The organism is Pseudomonas sp. BS3767, assembly GCF_900099665.1.
GTDB lineage: Bacteria > Pseudomonadota > Gammaproteobacteria > Pseudomonadales > Pseudomonadaceae > Aquipseudomonas > Aquipseudomonas cerasi.
Genome location: NZ_FNCX01000002.1, coordinates 677,630 through 694,056 on the forward strand (window position 1 = coordinate 677,630; position 16,427 = coordinate 694,056).

A 16,427-nucleotide genomic window follows, 5' to 3' on the forward strand; every position below is an offset into this window, starting at 1 on the left:
TGCTGGCGGCGGTCTACCGGCTACAGGCTTATGGCTCGCCAGCCGCCTGCGGTGCAGGCGCCGGGTGCGACCAGGTCAGGTACCGGAAGCGGTCGTAGAGACCCGCCACGACCTGCCCGCCTGCAATCCTGCCCGGAATTGCCGTTTGCAGGGTGCCGACCGCGCTCCCCAAACGCGAGGTGCTGACGTAATCTCCGGCCCAGGACGCTGCCGCCCTGCCGGCCTGATGCGCCGCCTTGCCTTTGTCAGTCAGGTAGCTCAACCCCTTGCCGGCTGCTGCGCCAGCCACTTCTCCAACCATACCGGGAAGCGTGAGGTTGGCTGCGGTCAGGACCGCAGCACCGGAGGCGTAGCCTTTGATCCCCTTGTCGAGAAAATTCCAGACTTTGTTGACGCCCAGAAACCCCGTCATCACCAGATTCAGACCGACGATTTCCTTGAAGACCTGAACCGCCTTTTGCATATCGACTTCAGGGTTCATGGCCAGTTTGAGCATCTCCGATACGCACCAGACGCCATCCGCCGCGTAATCGGCTTTGCCGACCATGCTTTTCATCAACATCACCAGCGCCGCACCGATACTCGCCGTCAAGGCCACCAGGCCCAGCTTGGTGTAGAAGTCAGGGTCCGCCTTGCGCTCCACCTCGGCCAGTTGCTGCCCTGCGCGCAGGGCATCGGCGACTTCGAACCTGGCCTGGAACTCGCTGCTTTTGGTGCCCAGGTATGTCAGGCTCGAGTTCATGATGTCGGTGATGCTTTTGTCTTGCTTGTACAATTCGGTCGCCACTTTCATCTGCTGGGCAAAATGCTCGCTGACGTCGAAATGCTTGACCACGGCCAGATGGTCTTCCTCCGGGATGCGGGCGTTCCCGGTGTCTTGCCTGGAAAGCTTGCTCTTGGCGAGCTTGAAGGCAGCGACGATCGATTCACGGTTGAATACGCCCAGCGTGGCTGCGCCCGATGCCACGGCCGTTGCGATACCGAAGCCGACCTGCTCCAGCAGGTGTTCGTTCCTGGCAAAGGTGGGCTGCGCCACGATGGCGTTGGCCAGCACGGTGACGAAGTAGCGGTTCAGGCCATGATCGACATTGGTCCGCGCGTTGGTCAGCTCGTTCATCATCAGACCAGCCATGAACACCGCGTTCTTGGTGAAGTGGGCAACCAGCGATGAGCTGTAGGAGTTGTCCTTGCTGACGAACGCCACGGCCAGTGGCAAGGGTGCCAGCGCGAGCAGCATCGCCGGGCTTGCAAGGACGCGACTCTTGAGCGAGGCGCCGTTCTTGAGCGTGCCCAGTTCGGCATTCATGCTTTTGTTGAGGCTGAGCAACTCGTCTTTCACATCAGAGGGCAGCCCCGAGCGGCTCAACACTGCTGGCAACTGTTCGTTGTGAGCGCGCCAAGCGTCGAGTTGCCCCTGAGCATTGGCCTGAACGATTGCGCCCAACATGTCACGCTCGGCTTCGCTCAGCGCAGACGATGGCTTTTCCAGCAGCGTCTTCGCAACGTCGGACGTCGTGGTAGCGGCACTTGGCAAATCACCAAGACGGGCCAGTTGTTCCTCGCTCAACACCAGCGAACCGTTGGCCAGCGCCAACCGCAGTTTTTCATCGAAACCCATGCCGCACCTGGCCTCGATGTCTTCTTCAGGGGCGAAGGGCAGCGGGGTATTGCTGACGATATCGCGTTGTTCTTGCGTGAGATGCAGCACATGCTTGTTCAGGAAGGCATGCATCTGATCGGGCGACAGGTGTGGCGCCGGGGTGCGCATCAAAGCCAGCAACGCCTTGTCGTCCATCGGCGCGAGCGCCCCATAGGCATCAAACTTGCGCACCAGATTGCCGCCGGCCTTGAGCAATGCCTGGCGTGTCGTCAGCCTGGGCTCGGCAGGCTCGTGGCCAGGTGCAGGTGCTTCGCCTGGCTCGATGGAGATTTCTTCCAGCCTCGGCAAAAGATCGTGTTCGCGCAATAGCTGCAGCAGCGCCCCCGCCACTTCCGCCAGCTCGCGCAATTCATTGCAGGCTGGCGCGTCCTGGCAATTTTCGGTCAATGCCTGCAATGCGCCCGGCAGCATCTCCAGATCATTGAGCGTGTCGGCATGTGAGCGCAGCAGACTGACGACCGCGTCGGGTTGACGCTGGAGGCTGTCATTCAAATCCGCCGTACGCTGCTTGGCCGTGCGAACGAAATGACTGAAGAGCGTGTAAGACGAAACAACGGGGGGCTCTGCGCCCAGCGTCTCGGGATCCAGATGAGTCAACGTCAGCAGATCCGGAATCGCCCGGGCCAGGGCGGACGGTCGGGCAGCCAAACGAGCGACGGATTGGTGCAGCCGCGCCGTCCTGAGCCCTTCACAGGCCTGCGACAGCGAGTCGTGAGATGCGTGAGAAGCCGGCATATCGGCCAGCCGGTGAGTACAACGGTCAAGCAGTTCTCTCAGCGCCGGCACCTGATCCTCGCTTGCCAGTTGATGCCAGCCCTGCTCGGTCGTGCTGACCTCGGCGACGCTCTGACAGAGTTGAGCAACGGTGTGCCAGGACGGATGCTGTTTATCCAGCTCACGCTGAAGAGCAGACAACAGGCGCACAGAGTCCTGCGCTGGCGCAGCCGAGGTGCGACCAAATGCCACGGCCAGCTCGCCGGAGGTAAAAAACGCTACGGTACGAGCCTGCTGCGGAGTTTGCTCACTAACGCCGGTTGCATCGCCGGACGCAGGAGCAACCTCCGGCAATGAGGAATGAGAGGAGCGCGTGATCTGAGAGGGCGTCATGGCGTTTTTACCTACTGTCGGTGGGTATGGGCAACAGACCGACTGAGTGTCGTCCGGCCCGGAACGGTTCCGGCAGTTGAAGGTAAATAGATGCGTGATCGCTGAAAATTCGAGTGGATGTGCCCGGTTCACGCCGCCGATGACTAAATCGATCTCGACCCTCTCATGTGGGCGAGCCCCCTACAGAACGAGCCTTGCGCCTGCGGCACGTCCATGATTTCAGGCCTTGTCGAAACCCGCGTGAACGGCGTCACTGGTCAAGATGACTGCCTTTCATATGCCAGATAAAACCCGATGGGGTAGAATAGCCGCCTTTTCCGCCATGCCCCCTTGAGGACTGCCATGTTCAGCCGTGATTTGACTATCGCCAAGTACGACGCCGATCTGTTTGCCGCCATGGAGCAAGAAGCTCTGCGTCAGGAAGAACACATCGAGCTGATTGCCTCGGAAAACTACACCAGTCCGGCCGTCATGGAAGCTCAGGGCTCGGCCCTGACCAACAAGTACGCCGAAGGCTATCCAGGCAAGCGCTACTACGGTGGTTGCGAGTACGTCGACGTTATCGAACAACTGGCCATCGACCGCGCCAAGGAGCTGTTCGGCGCTGATTACGCCAACGTCCAGCCACACGCGGGTTCGCAAGCCAACTCGGCGGTCTACCTGGCCCTGCTGCAAGGCGGCGACACCATTCTGGGCATGAGCCTGGCTCACGGTGGTCACCTGACCCACGGCGCCAGCGTTTCGTCCTCGGGCAAGCTGTACAACGCCGTTCAGTACGGTATCGATGCCAACGGCATGATCGACTATGACGAAGTCGAGCGCCTGGCTGTCGAGCACAAGCCAAAAATGATCGTCGCCGGCTTCTCTGCCTACTCGCAGATCCTCGACTTCCCGCGCTTCCGTGCAATCGCTGACAAGGTCGGTGCCTACCTGTTCGTCGACATGGCTCACGTAGCCGGTCTGGTCGCCGCAGGCGTCTACCCGAACCCGGTGCCATTCGCTGACGTCGTGACCACCACCACGCACAAGACCCTGCGCGGTCCACGTGGCGGCCTGATCCTGGCGCGCGCCAACGCCGAAATCGAGAAGAAGCTGAACTCCGCAGTATTCCCTGGCTCCCAGGGCGGCCCGCTGGAGCACGTCATCGCAGCCAAGGCCGTGTGCTTCAAGGAAGCGCTGCAGCCTGAGTTCAAGACCTACCAGCAGCAAGTGGTCAAGAACGCCAAGGCGATGGCCGGTGTGTTCATCGAGCGTGGCTTCGACGTGGTTTCCGGCGGTACTGAAAACCACCTGTTCCTGCTGTCGCTGATCAAACAGGACATCTCCGGTAAAGACGCCGACGCCGCTCTGGGTCGCGCCTTCATCACCGTCAACAAGAACTCCGTTCCAAACGACCCACGCTCGCCGTTCGTCACCTCCGGCCTGCGCTTCGGCACCCCGGCAGTGACCACTCGCGGCTTCAAGGAAGCTGAGTGCAAGGAACTGGCGGGCTGGATCTGCGACATCCTGGCTGACCTGAACAACGAAGCCGTGATCGACGCTGTTCGCGAGAAGGTCAAGGCCATCTGCGCGAAGCTGCCGGTTTACGGCGCTTGATAAGCCTGGTTTAAACGCAGTACCAAAAAGCCCCGGCTCGTGAGAGTCGGGGCTTTTTGTTGGGCAGATCACTCTATGGGCAGAAGCTCAGCCGCTGCCTGACCTCTCAGCCGCATACCCTCTCGAACCCCGCCCGGATCTTCTCCTCCGGCAATTCATCGGCAATGAACACGATCACGCTCTCGCGTTTTTCGCCTTCGGCCCACTCGGTGTCCCAGTCAAAGCCGTACAGCTTGAGCACGCCCTGAAACACCATCTTGCGCGGTTCGTATTCGATGTTGAGCACGCCCTTGTAACGCAGCAGTTGCTTGCCATGGTCTTCCAGCAGTTCGTTCATGAACTCGCTGAGGCGGTCCAGGTTCAGCGGTTTTTCACTGCGCAGGACCAGGCTGCTGATGCGGTCAGCGGAATTGCCGGTCGGGGCCAGTGGGCGCAGGATCATGCCGCCGCCGAGGTCGGCGTTGAGGTTGAAGCCGCGTACGTCGAGCAGTTCGGCGAGGTCGATCCTGCCGTGCTCGACGATACGGATCGGCGCGCGGCGGTTGATGCGGGTCAGGCGCGCGCTCAGGGCATCGAAGGCTGCATCGTCGACCAGATCACGCTTGCTGACCAGCAACCGGTCGGCAAAGCCGATCTGCGCCTGGGCGATGGTTTGCGCCAGGTGAGTATCGGCGTGCGCGGCGTCGACCAGGGTGATGATGCCGTCGAGGATGTAACGCTCGCGCAGCTCTTCATCGATGAAAAAGGTCTGCGCGACCGGCGCGGGATCGGCCAGCCCGGTGCATTCGATCACCAGCCGGTCGAACACGATCTCGCCGCTGTCCAGACGCTCCAGCAGCAGGTAGAGCGCCTTGGTCAGGTCAGTGTGGATGGTGCAGCACACGCAACCGTTGGACAGGGTCATGATCTGCACGGGATCCGTGCCGAGCAACTGGCTGTCGATGCCTGCATCGCTGAATTCGTTTTCGATCACGGCGATTTTCAGGCCGTGTTCGGCCTTGAGCAGGTGGCGCAGCAAGGTGGTCTTGCCGGCGCCCAGAAAGCCGGTCAGCACGGTCACGGGGATGGGTTGCAACTCAGTCATAAGGCTCCTGGCGTGAGGCATTCAGCTGAAATGAAAACGCGCCACAGGTGATGGCCTGCGGCGCGTCGGATCAAACAATAACGCAGATCAGCGGATCAACAGCATTTCGGACCGGCCTTGCCGCCGTAACGGGCCTCTTGCCGCTCCCGAAAGAACTGCTCATAGGTCATCACCGGCTTGTCCGGGTGGGTGTTCTGCATGTGCTCTACGTAAGTGTCGTAGTCCGGCATGCCCACCATCAGGCGCGCGGCCTGACCGAGGTATTTGCCGAGGCGACTCAGGTCATTGAACATGGGCAAATCCTCTATGGGTAAGCGTGGTCACACCTGCGACGCTGGCGGCATGGCCTGGAACGGAGCTTCCTTGTCGGTGCGCTCCTTGGTGCTCCAGGCCGCTCGGCCGACTTTAATGGCGTAGAACAGGATGCTGAACACCACGAACAGGAACAGCACGGTCAGCCCGGCGTTGGTGTAAGCGTTGAAGATCACATGCTGCATCTGGTCCATGGTCTTGGCCGGGGCCAGAATCTGACCGGCATCGGCCGCCGCGCTGTATTTCTTGGCCAAGGCCAGGAAACCTACCGCAGGGTTGGCATCGAACAGCTTGATCAAGCCAGCCGTCACGGTGCAGATCAGCAGCCAGGTGGCAGGCAGCATGGTCACCCAGACATAGCGCTGGCGCTTCATCTTGATCAGCACCACGCTGGCGAGCATCAGGGCGATACCGGCGAGCATCTGGTTGGAGATACCGAACAGTGGCCACAAGGTATTGATGCCACCCAGCGGATCGATTACACCCTGATACAGCAGATAGCCCCACAGCGCCACGCAACCGCCGGTGCCGATGGCGTTGGCCGTCCACGACTCGGTGCGCTTCAAGGCCGGGACGAAGCTGCCCAGCAGGTCCTGCAGCATGAAGCGTCCGGCACGTGTACCGGCGTCGACTGCGGTCAGAATGAACAGCGCCTCGAACAGAATCGCAAAGTGGTACCAGAACGCCATGGTGTTTTCACCCGGCAGCACCTGATGGAGGATCTGCGCGATACCGACGGCCAGCGTCGGAGCACCACCGGCACGGGCCAGCACGGTGTTTTCACCGATGTCTTTCGCCACAGCGGTCAGTTGTTCCGGCGTGATGGCAAAGCCCCAGCTGGACACGGTCTGCGCCACTGTTACCACGTCACTGCCGACCACCGCAGCAGGGCTGTTCATGGCGAAGTACACACCCGGCTCGATCACCGAAGCGGCAACCATTGCCATGATGGCCACGAAGGATTCCATCAGCATGCCGCCGTAACCGATGTAGCGGGCGTTCTTTTCGTTATCCAGCAGCTTGGGCGTCGTGCCCGACGAGATCAGTGCGTGGAAACCCGATACGGCACCGCAGGCAATGGTGATGAACAGGAACGGGAACAATGCGCCCTTCCAGACCGGGCCTGTGCCGTTGGTGAACTGGGTCAGGGCCGGCATTTTCAGCTCGGGCGCCAGAATCAGGATGCCGATTGCCAGTGCCAGAATGGTGCCGATTTTCAGGAAGGTCGACAGGTAGTCACGTGGCGCAAGCAGCAGCCAGACCGGCAGCATGGCCGCGACAAAACCGTAGCCGACCAGCATCCAGGTGATCTGCACACCGGTGAACGTGAACATCGGACCCCAGGTAGGATCCGCCGCGACCATGCCGCCGACCCAGATCGAACCGAGCAACAGAATGACGCCGACGATGGAGATCTCACCAATGCGTCCCGGACGGATGTAGCGCATATAAATGCCCATGAACATCGCGATCGGGATCGTTGCCATTACCGTGAACATGCCCCACGGGCTCTCGGCCAGGGCCTTGACCACGATCAGCGCCAGCACCGCAAGGATGATGATCATGATCAGGAAACAGCCGAACAGCGCGATGGTGCCGGGAATACGGCCCATTTCCTCGCGCACCATGTCGCCCAGCGAGCGACCGTTACGGCGCGTGGAAAGGAACAGGATCATGAAGTCCTGCACCGCACCGGCCAGCACCACGCCGGCAATCAGCCAGAGCGTGCCGGGCAGATAGCCCATTTGCGCTGCCAGTACCGGGCCGACCAGCGGGCCTGCGCCGGCGATGGCTGCAAAGTGGTGACCGAAGAGGATGTGTTTGTTGGTCGGCACATAGTCCAGACCGTCGTTGTTGACCACTGCCGGTGTCGCACGCAGCGGATCGAGCTGCATGACGTGAGTGGCGATGAAAAGACTGTAGTAACGATAGGCAACCAGGTAGATAGCTACCGCAGCGACCACTATCCACAAGGCGTTGATCGCCTCTCCGCGACGTAAGGCCACGACCCCAAGGGCACATGCCCCGACAATGGCGATGATGAGCCAGGGAACATGGCGCATCAGACTATTATTATTTTTCATTTTTTTTATTCCAGCAGAGTTGACTAGAAGGCAAGCCATGCGAGTTTAGCGCCGGATCAGCGAAAGACCACCCCCAACCAAGGTCTAGGTCGAAATTTGATCAATTGCGGCAGATACCCGGCATAGAGGGCTGGAATGGCCTCGACAGATGGCGTCCCGATCACAAAACCGTGATGCGGAACTGTTCTGCAATTGCTTTACGGTCTATCGTGCATGGACAACAGAATCGATCAGATAACGACCTGCACGCTGACTCAGGCGGCGGTCAACAAGAGAGTTCATTCGATGACCGACTCACCTGCAGATCGCCGTCGTTTCAAACGCATTGCCTTTGATGCCAAGACCGATCTGAAGCAAGGCGACAAAAGCTGGAAAGTGCAACTGGTCGACCTGTCCCTCAAAGGGCTGCTGATCGAACGGCCTGATCCGTGGAACGGTGATCAGACGCAGCCCTTTGAAGTCGACATCATTCTAAGCAACGATGCCCATGTGAAAATGGATGTCGAAATCACTCATGACAACAAACGGCAACTGGGATGCGTTTGCCGGCACATAGGGCTGGACTCGATCAGCCACCTGAGGCGGCTGGTCGAATTGAACCTCGGAGACCCCGAGGAACTGGATCGGGAACTGGCAGCCTTGATCGAACTGCAGGAATAATCCTCAGGGCGAGGTTACTCGAACAGCGCATCCAGGGCCTGTTCCAGTCGCGTAACGGCAATGATCTGCAAACCGGGCGGCGCCTCCTTTGGCGCGTTGCCCTTGGGCACGATGGCGCGTTTGAAGCCGTGCTTGGCGGCCTCCTTGAGGCGCTCCTGCCCACTGGGCACCGGCCTGACTTCACCCGACAGCCCCACCTCACCGAACACCAGCAAGTCATGCGGCAGCGGACGATTGCGCAGGCTGGACATTACGGCTGCCATCAAGGCCAGGTCGGATGCGGTTTCCAGCACCTTCACCCCACCTACCACGTTGAGAAACACGTCCTGGTCGTGAGTGGGAATGCCGCCGTGGCGGTGCAGAACCGCCAGCAGCATGGCCAGACGATTCTGATCCAGACCCAGCGTCACGCGGCGCGGGTTGGACATGTGACTGTCGTCCACCAGCGCCTGCACCTCCACCAGCATCGGCCGCGTGCCTTCCCAGGTCGCCATGACCACACTGCCCGGCACTTCTTCCTGCGCACGGGTAAGAAAGATCGCAGACGGATTGGAGACTTCTTTCAGGCCCTTGTCGGTCATGCCGAACACGCCCAGCTCGTTGACCGCGCCAAAGCGGTTCTTCACCGCCCGCAGCAGGCGCAGGCGCCCGTCCGACTCGCCCTCGAAATACAACACGGTGTCGACCATGTGCTCAAGCACGCGCGGACCGGCCAAGGCGCCTTCCTTGGTGACGTGACCGACCAGGAAGATCGCCGTGCCGCTCTGCTTGGCGTAACGCACCAGCAAGGCAGCGCTTTCGCGAACCTGCGACACGCCGCCGGGGGCCGACTGCAACTGTTCGGTGAAAATCGTCTGGATCGAATCGATCACCATCACCTTGGGCTTCTCGACCTTGGCGGTGGCAATGATGGTCTCGATGCAGGTTTCGGTCATGACCCGCAGCTTGTCCTGCGGCAGTCCCAGGCGACGGGCACGCATGGCGACCTGCTGCTGGGATTCCTCACCAGTGACGTACAACGCGGGCATGCGCTGGGCAATGTTGCACAGCGTCTGCAAGAGGATCGTGGACTTGCCGATGCCGGGGTCACCGCCGATCAGCACCACCGAACCATCAACCAGGCCGCCGCCGAGCACCCTGTCCAGCTCGGTGGAGTTGGTGGAGAAGCGCGGAATCTCTTCGACACTGACCTCCGCCAGGGTCCTGATCTGCGCCTGGGAACCGGTCCAGCCGGTACGCCCGGTAGGCGGCGCGGCGGCACCGCTTTCAATCATGGTTTCGACCAGTGTGTTCCAGGCACCGCATTCGCTGCACTGGCCCGCCCACTTGGGAAATGTCGCGCCGCACTCGGTGCAGCCGTACAAGCGTTTGGCCTTGGCCATGACAACCCCAGTCGTTAGAAAACGCCCATGATAACGCAGGTTGCAACACCTGCCAGTCGCAGGGCGACGACTGCTTTTGAAAACCGGATAAAACTTACGCGGACGACTCCGGTCGATTGAAAGTGGCACGGGCGGCAGCAGTACGTCTGGGCTACACTCATCCGGATCAAATTTATCTGCTACAAGGAATTACCCCATGAGCGTGCTTAAGGAATTCAAGGCATTCGCGGTCAAAGGCAACGTAGTTGATATGGCCGTCGGTATTATCATCGGCGCGGCATTCGGCAAGATCGTTTCTTCGTTCGTCGGCGATGTCATCATGCCGCCGCTGGGCCTGTTGATTGGCGGCGTCGACTTCAGTGACCTGGCGGTCACCCTGCGCCCCGCGCAAGGGACCGCACCTGCGGTACTGCTGGCTTACGGCAAGTTCATCCAGACCGTTATCGACTTCATCATCGTCGCGTTCGCGATCTTCATGGGCGTCAAGGCCATCAACCGCCTGAAACGCGAAGAAGCCAAAGCGCCTACCCTACCGCCAACGCCCACCAAGCAGGAAATCCTGCTGAGCGAAATCCGCGACCTGCTCAAGGAGCAGAGCAAACCGGCAGCGCCCATTACCGTGGATCCTGCGCGTACGCCTTGATTGAGTAAGGCCTGCACCTGCAGGCCATCGCCCTCACGCAGCGCTTTTCAATCGCGATGTCACTGATGACGCAAATTGCGACGTAAGTGACGGCTGCGTCCTGGCGCTGATCCGCCTGACAAAGAAAAGCCGCTGTGTGACGCGGAGCGTCATGAACTGCATTCCCACGCGGAGCGTGAGGAACGATAGTTATGTGACTATCGTGCCAATGCTCGGCACGATAGCCATAGCCAGCTGCCAGCCATCACCAATACGTTTCCACCGCCACTTGCCCCGGCTTGCGTGACAGGCTCAAGCGCATCTCGCGCTGCTTGAGAATCGCCCGAGTGTCATCGATCATCTGCGGATTGCCACACAACATCACCCGCGAATGCTCCGGCGTGAGGGCAATACCGGCAGCGCGCTCCAGCTCTCCGTTTTCGATCAACTGCGTGATACGCCCATTCAATGCACCCGGATGCTGCTCGCGGGTCACCGTAGGCAAAAACAGAAACTTGTCCGCGTATTCAGCCAGGTACTCACGCTGCATCAGTTCGGCAATCAATTGCTGATAGGCCAGCTCGCGCGACTCACGAACGCTGTACACCAGAATCACCCGCTCGAACTTCTCCCAGACCTCGAAATCCTGAAGGATCGACAGAAACGGTGCGACCCCAGTGCCTGTGGATAACAGCCAGAGATCGCGACCGTCAATGAAACGATCCAGAGTCAGATAACCAAACGCCTGCTTTTCCACCAACAGACTGTCGCCCTCACGCAAGCGGCTCAACTCGCTGGTGAATTCGCCATCCGGCACCACGATGGAAAAAAACTCCAGAAACTCATCGTGCGGAGAAGAAACCATCGAATAGGCACGCCATACCACCGTGCCGTCGGCCTTGGTCACCCCGAGACGCGCAAACTGTCCGGCACGAAAGCGAAAACCGGGATCACGCGTGGTACGCAGGGTGAACAGGTTCGCGGTCAGCGGCGTGACACGCTGCAGTGTCTGTCGGGTGAATTTGTCGTCACTGACGGTCATGGTGCGCTTTGAACTCCTGAATATGGAAAGCAGCGCCCAGTGTCCCGCAAAACAGGCTCGATAAACACCGGCTGTTTGTGATGGATTACCCGGCAACGGGCTCTGCAGCTTAGAGTATTTGGTTCTTGGATCAGCCCTTGCAGGGTCGAACATCCACAGAGCCGATTACCCCGACCCTTCTCGCGCGGGGGTTTCAGCCGACAGCCCCAGAACACGCTGCCAAGTGCCATCAGCCCATCCGTCCGGCTGATCCGCGCCACCACGGACTGCCACGTATTTGTCCCTAAACTGGATAAACACCCAGCAAGGTCTGTACACGTACTGCAAGGAGGCTACATGAACACGATGGACATAAATTTCTCACAGCCCTCGCCAGCAAAAAACCTGACTCAGAGAGAAATCGAAGTCCTCAAATGGTCCGCTGAAGGCAAAACAGCTGGCGACATCGCAATGATCCTCTGCCTGAAGGAGCGCACCATTCACTTCCACATTGCCAGCGCCATTCAAAAAATGGGCGTTTGCAACAAGACGGCTGCCGCCGTACAAGCCGCGCTCAGCGGGATGTTCTGACAAAACGGGCAATCACCGCGTAATCAGACAGGTATCGGAACGAAAAAATACGTAAAATCGTCTGTCTCAGCGAGCCCACCTGTCATCGGGCTCACTGACATACCTTCGATTGCACAGAGTTCTCCCGCCAATGCCCCTGCTCATCAGTCCCTTCGCTGAACTTGATCTCATTCGCCAACCCGAGCAACAGGATGAGCCCCTGCAGGCCTTCGATGCCGCTGACGAATACCTGCTCAATCATGTTGCAGAAGCAGGGCTGAGCCTGCAAAGCCGGGTTCTGGTGCTCAATGACAGTTTCGGCGCGTTGGCGGCAAGTCTCGCGCCACATGCCACGGTGATCAGCAGCACCGACTCGTTTCTGGCGGCGCAGGGGCTGGAAAAAAATCTGGCACGCAACGGCATGAGCTACGACGCAGTACCGCACATACCGGCCAGCGAAGCGTTGCAGGGTCCATTCGACTGGGTGCTGATCCGGGTGCCCAAGACCCTGGCGCTGCTCGAAGAGCAACTGATACGCCTGCAAGGTCAACTGGCCCCTGGCGCTCGGGTCATCGCTGCGGCAATGGTCAAGCATTTGCCGCGCTCGGCGGGCGACTTGCTGGAGGAATATGTCGGACCGGTACAGGCCTCGCTGGCAGTGAAAAAAGCCAGGTTGCTGTTCGCCACACCACAGCCCATGGAAGTGCGCACCTCGCCCTACCCGACGCGCTACCGGCTGGATGATCCGGCCATCGAACTGCTCAACCATGCCAATGTGTTCTGCCGCGACGGGCTGGACATCGGCACCCGCGCCTTCCTGCCGCATCTGCCGAAAAACCTTGGTACGGCAAGGGTCGCAGACCTGGGTTGCGGTAACGGCGTGCTGGCCATTGCCAGCGCGCTGGACAACCCGCAGGCGCACTACACGCTGGTCGACGAGTCGTTCATGGCCGTGCAATCGGCAGCCGAGAACTGGCAAGCGACGCTGGGGGATCGCGACGTACAGCTTCGCGCAGGCGACGGTCTGGAGATGCAGGAGCCTGACTCGCTGGATGTGGTGCTGTGTAACCCGCCCTTCCACCAGCAGCAAGTGGTTGGCGACTTTCTTGCCTGGCGGATGTTTCTTCAGGCCCGGGCTGCTCTGGTGACCGGCGGGGCGCTGTACATCGTCGGCAATCGCCACCTGGGTTATCACACCAAGCTGTCGCGCCTGTTCCGCGGCGTCGAGCAAGTCGCCGCCACGCCGAAATTCGTGATTCTGAAAGCCCGCAAGTAACCCAGGCCCACGGCACAAAAAAAAGACCCCCTTGCCACGCGAGTGGCAAGAGGGTCGCAAAACGTGTCCGGAGGACACGAACGGGAATTCAGTATCAGTGTGTCGTCAGGCCCGCTGCGCTCATGAACATGCGCATCAGGCTGGCCACGATGAACAGCGCAAATACGCTGCCCGCCCAGATTCCAACCAGCCAGGCCAATCGTTGCCAGAGCGGCTTGCTCAGCGCCGGATCAGGATCGTGCATGGAATGCTTACCAGACATCGTCATTCTCCTCGGTTCGGACTAGTGATAACCGTCTGCAGCCGTCACCTTGCCGCGGAACACGTAATAGCTCCAGAAGGTGTAGCCCAGAATGAACGGAATGATGAATAGCGTGCCCACCAGCATGAAGCCCTGGCTCTGCGGCGGTGCGGCGGCTGCCCAGATCGATACCGAAGGCGGAATGATGTTCGGCCACAGGCTGATCCCCAGACCGCTGTAGCCCAGAAAAATCAGCAACAGGGTCAGCAGAAACGGCGTGTAGTGAGCATTGCGGGCCACCGCCTTGAACAGACCGTACATGGTCACCAGCACCAGAATCGGTACCGGCATGAACCAGAACAGGTTGGGCGTGCTGAACCAGCGATGCGCGATATCAGCATGAGCCAGCGGCGTCCACAGGCTGACCACGGCCATGACCGCGAGCACTGCAAGGGCCAGCGGACGTGCCAGATCATGCATCGCCTTCTGCAGCGAGCCTTCGGTTTTCATGATCAGCCAGGTGCAGCCCAGCAGCGCGTAGGCAACGATCAAGGCCAGCCCGCAGAACATCGGGAACGGCGAGAGCCAGTCCAGCGAGCCTCCGGCAAACTGGCGATCGACCACCGGAATGCCTTCAATGTAAGCGCCCAGTGCCACGCCTTGGAAGAAGGTCGCAGCCAGCGAGCCGCCAATGAACGCCTTGTCCCACCAGTGGCGCTTCAGCTCGGTCGCCTTGAAGCGGAACTCGAATGCCACGCCACGGAAGATCAGGCCCATGAGCATGAACATCAGCGGCAGGTACAGCGCAGACAGGACCACCGAGTAGGCCAGCGGGAAAGCACCGAACAATGCCGCACCGCCCAGCACCAGCCAGGTTTCGTTGCCGTCCCAGACCGGCGCGACGGTGTTCATCATCACGTCGCGGTCGGAGCTGTCCTTCATGAACGGGAAGAGAATCCCGATACCCAGATCGAAGCCGTCCATCACCACGTACATCATGATGCCGAAGACGATGATGACGGCCCAGATCAGCGGAAGATCGATACCCATGGCTTAAATCCCCTTGCCGAGCGGGTCAAGATTGCCGCCATCTTCTTCGCCTTCAACAGCGGCGGAGAGCGGACGGGCCGGTGTGCGTTGCTGGCCGGGACCACCGTGAGGCACATGTTCGACGTAGGCTTTCGGCCCTTTGCGAACCAGACGCATCATGTAGCCAAGACCTGTACCGAAGAGCACGAAGTAGACGACCACGAACAGCACCAGGGTGATGCTCATCTGCGCCACGCTGTGCCCGGACGACGCATCCGCGGTACGCATCAGGCCGTACACGACCCAAGGCTGACGACCGATTTCGGTGGTGAACCAGCCTGCGAGAATCGCGATCAGGCCAGACGGCCCCATCCACAACGCCAGGTACAGGAACGGACGCGAGTTATACAGCGTGCCGCGCTTGCGCAGCCACAGGCTCCACAGGCCGGTGAAGATCATCAGCATGCCGAGGGCGACCATGACCCGGAACGACCAGAACACGATTGTCGAGTTAGGGCGATCCTCAGGCTTGAACTCTTTGAGCGCCGGCACCTGCTTGTCGAGACTGTGAGTCAGGATCAGGCTGCCCAGGTACGGAATTTCCACCGCGAACTTGGTCCGTTCTTCCTTCATGTCGGGAATGCCGAACAGGATCAGAGGGGTCGGTTCGTCACCGACGTTCTCCCAGTGACCTTCGATGGCCGCGATCTTCGCGGGCTGATGCTTGAGCGTATTCAGACCGTGGAAGTCACCGACGACAGCCTGGACAGGCGCCACCAGCAGGGCCATCCACATGGCCATCGAGAGCATCTTGCGTACCGCAGGAGTGTCACGGCCCCGCAACAGGTGCCAGGCAGCCGACGAACCGACGAAGAACGCCGTCGCCACGAATGCGGCAATCGCCATGTGCGTCAGGCGATAAGGGAACGACGGGTTGAAGACCACGGCGAACCAGTCAGTGGGAATGACCCGACCGTCAATGATCTCGAACCCTTGCGGCGTCTGCATCCAGCTGTTGGACGACAGAATCCAGAAGGTGGAGATCAGCGTGCCGATGGCGACCATTACCGTGGAGAAGAAGTGCAGGTTGCGGCCGACACGATTCCAGCCGAACAGCATGACGCCGAGGAAGCCCGCTTCGAGGAAGAACGCGGTCAGCACCTCGTAGGTCAGCAGCGGGCCGGTCACAGCACCTGCGAAGTCGGAGAAGCGGCTCCAGTTGGTGCCGAACTGGTAGGCCATGACGAGCCCGGAAACCACGCCCATGCCGAAGTTGACAGCAAAAATCTTCGACCAGAAGTGGTACAGGTCACGGTAGACGTCATCGCGGGTCTTCAGCCACAGGCCTTCGAGCACAGCCAGGTAACTTGCCAGACCAATAGTGATGGCAGGAAACAGGATGTGAAACGAAATCGTGAATGCGAACTGGATCCGGGCGAGATCTATAGCCTCTAAACCGAACATAGGATGTTCCTCTCTCAGATGAAACCTGCTGCCGGCCGCAAGCCAACAGCGATTGCCCCCACGGTAATGAGTGCTTATGTTTCTTTATTCTGGCGTTTCCAATGGCGGAAACGCTGGTCGATGCACCGATCATTGCCTGAACGCAATGATGCAGATCAATCGACCATCAAAGAGTAGTCCTGTTCAGCCATTAAAGTCGTGTGGTCTATTGTCGCGTGGCGGGTTGTCTCACCTGCACGGCGCTTGCAGATGCGGAGTCCTTCCGGGCACCTATCGTTCCTCACGCTCCGCGTAGGAATGCCGTTCGTGACACTCCGCG

The 16,427-nt window shown here is 60.0% G+C and carries 14 protein-coding genes; 5 read left to right on the forward strand and 9 right to left on the reverse strand.

Features of this window, described 5'->3' with window-relative positions:
• Positions 1 to 28: 28 nt before the first annotated feature.
• Positions 29 to 2,767, reverse strand: coding sequence for a HopW family type III effector protein (locus BLR16_RS07605; protein ID WP_092194190.1), 2,739 nt, complete (start codon positions 2,765 to 2,767; stop codon positions 29 to 31).
• Positions 2,768 to 3,109: 342 nt separating this feature from the next.
• Here BLR16_RS07605 and glyA point away from each other — a divergent pair, with 342 nt between their 5' ends.
• The gene (glyA, locus tag BLR16_RS07610; RefSeq protein ID WP_003340745.1) at positions 3,110 to 4,363 is read left to right on the forward strand and encodes a serine hydroxymethyltransferase; all 1,254 of its coding nucleotides are present in this window, start codon (positions 3,110 to 3,112) and stop codon (positions 4,361 to 4,363) included.
• Between the two features lie 106 nt (positions 4,364 to 4,469).
• Here glyA and yjiA read toward each other — a convergent pair whose 3' ends face one another.
• The 3 genes from yjiA to BLR16_RS07625 all read right to left on the reverse strand — a co-directional run bounded on the left by yjiA (position 4,470) and on the right by BLR16_RS07625 (position 7,843).
• Positions 4,470 to 5,447 carry a GTPase gene (gene yjiA, locus BLR16_RS07615; protein WP_003368700.1) on the reverse strand — a complete coding sequence of 326 codons (978 nt, stop codon included), beginning with the start codon at positions 5,445 to 5,447 and terminating at the stop codon, positions 4,470 to 4,472.
• A 95-nt stretch (positions 5,448 to 5,542) separates the two neighbouring features.
• A complete protein-coding gene (locus tag BLR16_RS07620; protein WP_003313802.1) occupies positions 5,543 to 5,740 on the reverse strand; it encodes a YbdD/YjiX family protein in 198 nt (65 codons plus the stop codon).
• Between the two features lie 27 nt (positions 5,741 to 5,767).
• A complete protein-coding gene (locus BLR16_RS07625) occupies positions 5,768 to 7,843 on the reverse strand; it encodes a carbon starvation CstA family protein (protein WP_003368701.1) in 2,076 nt (691 codons plus the stop codon).
• A 285-nt stretch (positions 7,844 to 8,128) separates the two neighbouring features.
• On the opposite strand from BLR16_RS07625, the gene BLR16_RS07630 reads away from it, so the two are divergent.
• Positions 8,129 to 8,503 (forward strand): PilZ domain-containing protein, encoded by a 375-nt coding sequence (locus BLR16_RS07630; RefSeq protein ID WP_003368702.1) that lies wholly within the window; start codon positions 8,129 to 8,131, stop codon positions 8,501 to 8,503.
• 14 nt (positions 8,504 to 8,517) lie between these two features.
• Here BLR16_RS07630 and radA read toward each other — a convergent pair whose 3' ends face one another.
• A complete protein-coding gene (gene radA / locus BLR16_RS07635) occupies positions 8,518 to 9,885 on the reverse strand; it encodes a DNA repair protein RadA (protein ID WP_002555235.1) in 1,368 nt (455 codons plus the stop codon).
• 196 nt (positions 9,886 to 10,081) lie between these two features.
• Here radA and mscL point away from each other — a divergent pair, with 196 nt between their 5' ends.
• On the forward strand, positions 10,082 to 10,528 hold the full coding sequence (mscL, locus tag BLR16_RS07640) for a large-conductance mechanosensitive channel protein MscL (RefSeq protein WP_003368707.1): 447 nt from the start codon (positions 10,082 to 10,084) through the stop codon (positions 10,526 to 10,528).
• A 244-nt stretch (positions 10,529 to 10,772) separates the two neighbouring features.
• Here mscL and BLR16_RS07650 read toward each other — a convergent pair whose 3' ends face one another.
• Positions 10,773 to 11,549, reverse strand: coding sequence for a ferredoxin--NADP reductase (locus tag BLR16_RS07650; RefSeq protein WP_003368708.1), 777 nt, complete (start codon positions 11,547 to 11,549; stop codon positions 10,773 to 10,775).
• Between the two features lie 336 nt (positions 11,550 to 11,885).
• On the opposite strand from BLR16_RS07650, the gene BLR16_RS07655 reads away from it, so the two are divergent.
• A complete protein-coding gene (locus BLR16_RS07655) occupies positions 11,886 to 12,119 on the forward strand; it encodes a helix-turn-helix domain-containing protein (RefSeq protein ID WP_003340758.1) in 234 nt (77 codons plus the stop codon).
• Positions 12,120 to 12,249: 130 nt separating this feature from the next.
• Positions 12,250 to 13,374, forward strand: coding sequence for a methyltransferase (locus tag BLR16_RS07660; RefSeq protein ID WP_003431638.1), 1,125 nt, complete (start codon positions 12,250 to 12,252; stop codon positions 13,372 to 13,374).
• A 94-nt stretch (positions 13,375 to 13,468) separates the two neighbouring features.
• Here BLR16_RS07660 and BLR16_RS07665 read toward each other — a convergent pair whose 3' ends face one another.
• The 3 genes from BLR16_RS07665 to BLR16_RS07675 are packed head-to-tail and all read right to left on the reverse strand — an operon-like array spanning position 13,469 to position 16,108.
• Positions 13,469 to 13,636 carry a DUF2474 domain-containing protein gene (locus tag BLR16_RS07665; protein ID WP_003368712.1) on the reverse strand — a complete coding sequence of 56 codons (168 nt, stop codon included), beginning with the start codon at positions 13,634 to 13,636 and terminating at the stop codon, positions 13,469 to 13,471.
• 21 nt (positions 13,637 to 13,657) lie between these two features.
• On the reverse strand, positions 13,658 to 14,665 hold the full coding sequence (cydB, locus tag BLR16_RS07670) for a cytochrome d ubiquinol oxidase subunit II (protein ID WP_003368713.1): 1,008 nt from the start codon (positions 14,663 to 14,665) through the stop codon (positions 13,658 to 13,660).
• Positions 14,666 to 14,668: 3 nt separating this feature from the next.
• Positions 14,669 to 16,108, reverse strand: coding sequence for a cytochrome ubiquinol oxidase subunit I (locus BLR16_RS07675; protein ID WP_003431639.1), 1,440 nt, complete (start codon positions 16,106 to 16,108; stop codon positions 14,669 to 14,671).
• Positions 16,109 to 16,427: the final 319 nt, after the last annotated feature.